Raw genomic sequence first — 5,352 nt, forward strand, 5'->3', positions numbered from 1 at the left:
ACGTAGTCTTAAAGACCAGGCACGTCAATCCAAATATCCACATACGTAGATATTAGAGCCACGTACGTAGTCCAAACTTATCTGCTACTCGTCCGCAACTTTTATCCCTACGCGGAGCAACAATCTAATATAGGTCTGCGGGGCGACCAGTATTGGTCGACGCGCAAACCACTATAGGTTCGGAGTATCTCCCTATAGTACTTCATCTGTGCGGTGCTATAAATACCCGCCTCGCCTATCGCTATGGGCGCATTGAGCGTGAGGACAAAGGCTCTGCCCAGAGCGGGGCGTCTTGCCGAGGAAATCGCTTACGGCTGGTAGCCACTTCCTCGATCTGCCCTCGGCTTATGAGGTGGTTGTCTTGTCGTTTTCTGCGGATTCGTTTGGTGGAAACGGAAATTAGGTGTATCTTTGCAAGCGAAATCTTTAGAGAGTCCTCTCGAGAAGTGAATGGCTCCGTAGCTCAACTGAATAGAGCATCTGACTACGGATCAGAAGGTTACAGGTTTGAATCCTGTCGGGGTCACAACTGAGAGATGAGGCGATACTACTAAAGGTCGGAATGGCTCCGTAGCTCAACTGAATAGAGCATCTGACTACGGATCAGAAGGTTACAGGTTTGAATCCTGTCGGGGTCACCACAAGAAGAAGCGCCGTACTACCACGAGGTAGTACGGCGCTTTCGCTTTGTAGGCCCGCTCCACCTATGCGGTGGGGCGGGTCTTTTCGTATAGGTCGGGCAGGCAGATCTCCAAGAGGTCGAGGACGTGCTCGAAGCCTTCGGCCCCACCATAGTAGGGATCGGGGACGTGGTCGCTTGGGCTGCGCTCGCTCCACTCGGGGAGGAGGCTGACCTTGCGCGCCAGCTCTTCGGTGGGTGCCAGCTCCAGTAGGCGCTCCCGATTCGCTTCGTCCATACCGATGATATAGTCGAAGTGGAAGAAGTCTTCGTAGGTGATGGGGCGGGAGCGACTCTCGAGGGAGTAGCCCCGACGGGCGGCGTGGGCACGCATACGCCCGTCGGGGAGCTCGCCTTCGTGGTGAGCGATGAGGCCCGCGGAGTCGATCTCGTAGTCGCCTTCGGCGCCCTGACTCGCTACGTAGTGGCGGAAGAGTCCTTCGGCTGATGGGCTGCGGCAGATGTTGCCGAGGCAGACGAAGAGGACACGTACAGGGCGGGAGGGCTGTGGACTCATGTGGGGCATACTACTCGATGCTTAGGTCGCCGAGGGTGACGCGCCCACCCTGGCCGACGATCGCCTCAGCGACGAAGCGGATGCGTGAGCCCGAGGTACCTGCGGGGAGTAGGACTTCCTGGGGGATGGGGTTATTCTGGATGTTGTCGAAGTTGCCCGAAGCGACCTTCTGCCCGTCGACGTAGATGCTGTAGGAGCGGACGTGGCCCGAGGCATCACGCTGCTGCGAAGGCGTGTAGATGAGCTTCTGGATGGGACGTGCGTCCTTGAAGAGCAGCTCGAGTGAAGTCTGCCCAGCTTCGAGCGTGACCGTCGTGTAGCCGTTGCCGTCGAGCAGTGCCTTGCGGTCATCTGCTCCCAGCGAAGGCGTCTGGATCTGTGAGGCAGCGAAGCCAAGGCGCTTGGTCGTCTCAGGGCGGTCCTTATTGGTCGACGTGGAGACACGGGCGCGGATCGTAGCGTGGTCGTCGCTGAGGGTGAAGGGACCCTTATAGCGCTGCCAGCCCTTGGAGTGCTTGGTCTTAGCATCCTCGATAGTGTACTCGATGATGACGTCTGGCGTGACGGAGGTGATGTGCACCTTGTCGCTCTCGTCACGGCGGATCGAGGGAGCCTCGAGCACCTCAGGGGTGAGGTAAGCTGCGATCTCGGCGATGCAGACGGGGCCACGTGCCTCCTCGAAGGTGACGCGCAGGCTCTTCGTCTCTACGGGAGCGAAGCGGATGATACGCTTGTAGCCGATGGTCGTCAGGCTATCGGAGGTCGCTACGGGCTCGAAGACACCGGGGCTCGTCTCCGTCTCGATGCGGAAGCGCTTGACACGCTGCCCGAGGGCGATGTACTCCTGCAGGACAAGGGTGTTGAGGCGCGTGGGGCGGGAGAAGCGGTAGAAGAGGTAGCCGCTCGTCATGCCGTCAGCCATAGCCCAGTAGGTCTTCGTCTTGCCGTCGTTGGAGAGGTTGGGGGCGAACTTCTTATCACCGCTACGGAGGTTCGATGCGGTGACAGCGACACCACGGAGCTTGTTGTCACGGAAGGCCTCCTTCAGATGGTCGTGCCAAGCGATGAGGCGCGTAGAGTCCTCAGCAGGGATACGGCCGTGTAGGTCGATGGGGCAGTTCAAGAGGAGGTTGGCATTGCGACCGACACTCTGGTAGTAGAGGCGGACGAGGTTAGCCACGGAGCGGACCTGATGGTCTTCGCGGGGGTGGTAGAACCATCCTGGGCGGATGCTCACGTCGACTTCGCCAGGGAGCCACTGCTTAGCGTCCTCCATACCCCACTGAGCTTCGGAGTAGTGCTTAGCCTTGTCCTCGTCGTACATAGCCCAGTTGGTCTGGCCAGCCCAGCCCTGCTCGTTGCCGATCCAGCGGATCGTGGGCACGGTACCGCCGAAGATCATGATGTCCTTATTGTTCTTGCGGAGCATCTTCGCGGCGGCCTCATAGCGGTAGTAGCTCTTGGGGTCGATCTGGCGTGTGGTGTCTGCGCCGCCGTACCAGCCATTACCGCCGTTGGCACCGTCGAACCAGTATTCGAATAGCTTGCCATACTGCGTGGTGAGCTCCTTGATCTGCTCGTGGAAGATCTTCTGATACTCGGGCTGACCGTAGTACTGGCTATTGCGGTCCCATGGGGAGAGGTAGAGGCCGAAGAGCAGGCCGTGCTTGCGGCACGACTCGCTGAGCTCGCGGACGAGGTCGCCCTGCCCATCCTTCCAAGGGCTGTTCTTCACCGAGTACTCGGTGGTCTTCGTGGGCCAGAGGCAGAAGCCGTCGTGGTGCTTGGCGGTGAGGATGACGCCCTTCATGCCGGCACGCTTGAGCGTGCGCACCCACTGCTCGGTGTCGAGGCGCTCGGGGGCGAAGGTCTTAGCGGGGGTGTTGCCATAGCCCCACTCGAGGTCGTTGAAGGTGTTGAGGCCAAAGTGCACGAAGGCGTAAGTCTCCAGCTCCTGCCACTCGATCTGGGCGCGTGTAGGGACGGGATGGACTGGGGCGGGTGCTTTGCTCTGTGCCGTGCCCCCAATGGGGAGGCTGAGGGCGAGGAGTAGCGATGCGATCCCAGCGGTTAGCTTCTTCATAAAGGGTAGGATGGGTGGATTAGTATTTGTATTTGCGCTGATTCTCTGCACTGAGGAGTGCCGAGGGCTCAGCTATCGTTTTGTCAAGTAGGGTGCTGAGGGCTGTGACGAAGGCCGTACTGCTATTGAGGCAGGGGATGTAGGTGAAGCTCTTGCCTCCTGCCTCGAGGAAGTCCGCACGGCCCTCGTCATTGATCTCCTGGATCGTCTCCAGGCAGTCGCAGACGAAGCCGGGGCAGACGACGGCGATGCGCTCGGCACCTTCGCGGGCGAACTCCTTCACACGGCGTGCCATATACGGCTGGAGCCAGTCATGGAAGCCCAAGCGGGACTGATAGACCAGCTCGACGCGCTCTGGCTCGAGGCCGAGGTCTTCGGCGAGGTAGCGTCTGGTCTCCTCGCACTGCAGGCGGTAGCAGTCCTCCTCACCGTGGCGCTCATGCCAAGTGCGGCGGTCAGCGCAGTGGGTGGAGTGGCCGTTGTGCTCACGACACGCCTTCGGGATGTGAGAGAGCGGTATGCCGTGCATTGAGATGACGAGGCGGTCGAAGGGCTCCGTGAGATACTCACGGACGCTATCGGCTAAGGCCGTACGGTAGGCCGTCTCCCCGTAGAAGGGCGCTTGCAGACGCAGGCGCATGGGGCGCAGGCCGAGGCGACGGATCTCCTCAAGAGCAAAGGCCACGGCGGTCTCATAGCTGCTGCGTGCATAGTGGGGATATAGAGGGACGATGACGACCTCCTCGATGTCGGGGAGGGCGGCCAAGGCCTCTAAGGCTTCGCCCGTACCTGGATGGCCATAGCGCATCCCTACCGCTACGGGCTCACGGCGTAGCTCGGCGAGCTGCTGGGCTATCGAGGCGGAGTGGGAGATGAGTGGGAAGTTCTGCGCATCGGCATCCCATATCGTGCGGTAGTTCGCAGCGGACTTCGGCGCACGACGGGGTACGATGAGGTGATGGACGAGGAAGTAGCGAAGCGGGTAGCTGATCCCGATGATGCGGCGGTCCATGAGGAAGGTGCGCAGGTAGTCGCGCACGTCAGGGACGGACGGGGAGTCGGGGGAGCCTAAGTTCAGGAGGAGCGTGGCGCGCTTGGCGGGGAACTCTGCCCCGAAGAGGCATGGGCGTGTCGTCCTCATCTCTTGGGGGGCTGAGGGGATAGACGTACTATGCTTCATCACCTTCGGCCAGAGTGTAATCCTGGAAGAGGAAGTCATTGTAGGGGAAGCGCTGCACGTGGATCTCACGGGCGCGGTCGTAGAGGAGCTGCTTCAGCTCTTCGATCCCCTCGCCTGTGCGGGCGGAGATGAAGCAGCAGCCCTGCTCACCGAGCTTCGCCATCCACGTCTGCTGTAGCTCTTCGCGGCTGATATTGCGACGGGTGCGCTCGCCGAGGTCGTCGGCATCACGCTCCTCGAAGGTGAAGGCGTCGATCTTATTGAAGACGAGGATCGTCGGCTGATCGATGCCAGCGTTGATCTCACGCAGCGTCGAGGAGACGACCTCGATATGCTCCTCGAAGTTGGGGTGGGCGATGTCCACCACGTGTAGGAGGAGGTCCGCCTCACGCACCTCGTCGAGCGTGCTCTTGAAGGACTCGATGAGCTCCGTGGGGAGCTTGCGGATGAAGCCCACGGTGTCGGATAGGAGGAAGGGGAGGTTGTGGACGATGACCTTGCGGACGGTCGTGTCGAGCGTAGCGAAGAGCTTGTTCTCAGCGAATACCTCGCTCTTCGATAGCACGTTCATCAGCGTGGACTTCCCTACGTTGGTATAGCCGACGAGGGCGACGCGGACGAGCTTGCCACGATTCTTGCGCTGCATCGACATCTGGCGGTCGATGACCTTCAGCTCGGCCTTGAGGTGGGCGATACGGTCTTGGATAATACGGCGGTCGGTCTCGAGCTGCGTCTCCCCAGGGCCACGCATCCCCACACCCCCACGCTGGCGCTCGAGGTGCGTCCACAGGCGGGTCAGTCGGGGGAGCATATAGCGATACTGAGCCAGCTCGACCTGCGTCTTAGCGTAGGCCGTGGTAGCTCGGGAGGCAAAGATATCGAGGATGAGGCTC

At 60.7% G+C, this 5,352-nt stretch carries 4 protein-coding genes and 2 tRNA genes; 2 read left to right on the forward strand and 4 right to left on the reverse strand.

The window, feature by feature from the left end:
* Positions 1 to 452 precede the first annotated feature (452 nt).
* Both HMPREF1323_RS07880 and HMPREF1323_RS07885 read left to right on the forward strand, forming a co-directional pair.
* Positions 453 to 526 (forward strand) — tRNA-Arg (locus HMPREF1323_RS07880).
* 38 nt (positions 527 to 564) lie between these two features.
* Positions 565 to 641: transfer RNA gene (locus HMPREF1323_RS07885), tRNA-Arg, on the forward strand.
* Positions 642 to 704: 63 nt separating this feature from the next.
* Here the strand turns inward: HMPREF1323_RS07885 and HMPREF1323_RS07890 are convergent.
* The 4 genes from HMPREF1323_RS07890 to hflX all read right to left on the reverse strand — a co-directional run.
* Positions 705 to 1,205: a low molecular weight protein-tyrosine-phosphatase gene (locus tag HMPREF1323_RS07890; protein WP_009433628.1), complete on the reverse strand. Its 501-nt coding sequence runs from the start codon at positions 1,203 to 1,205 to the stop codon at positions 705 to 707.
* Position 1,206: 1 nt separating this feature from the next.
* Positions 1,207 to 3,279, reverse strand: a complete 2,073-nt coding sequence (locus HMPREF1323_RS07895; RefSeq protein WP_009433630.1) for an alpha-L-fucosidase — start codon at positions 3,277 to 3,279, stop codon at positions 1,207 to 1,209.
* Between the two features lie 19 nt (positions 3,280 to 3,298).
* A complete protein-coding gene (locus HMPREF1323_RS07900) occupies positions 3,299 to 4,459 on the reverse strand; it encodes a ferrochelatase (RefSeq protein WP_009433627.1) in 1,161 nt (386 codons plus the stop codon).
* Positions 4,449 to 5,352: GTPase HflX (hflX, locus tag HMPREF1323_RS07905; RefSeq protein ID WP_009433629.1), on the reverse strand; the 904-nt coding region annotated here is incomplete at its 5' end. The genes HMPREF1323_RS07900 and hflX, both read right to left, overlap by 11 nt.

This window comes from Porphyromonas sp. oral taxon 279 str. F0450 (assembly GCF_000292995.1).
Lineage (GTDB): Bacteria > Bacteroidota > Bacteroidia > Bacteroidales > Porphyromonadaceae > Porphyromonas > Porphyromonas pasteri.

Coding starts and splice junctions, on each gene's coding strand:
- HMPREF1323_RS07895 (WP_009433630.1), bottom strand. CDS start 3,279: ATGAAGAAGCTAACCGCTGGGATCGCATCGCTACTCCTCGCCCTCAGC.
- HMPREF1323_RS07900 (WP_009433627.1), bottom strand. CDS start 4,459: ATGAAGCATAGTACGTCTATCCCCTCAGCCCCCCAAGAGATGAGGACG.
- HMPREF1323_RS07890 (WP_009433628.1), bottom strand. CDS start 1,205: ATGCCCCACATGAGTCCACAGCCCTCCCGCCCTGTACGTGTCCTCTTC.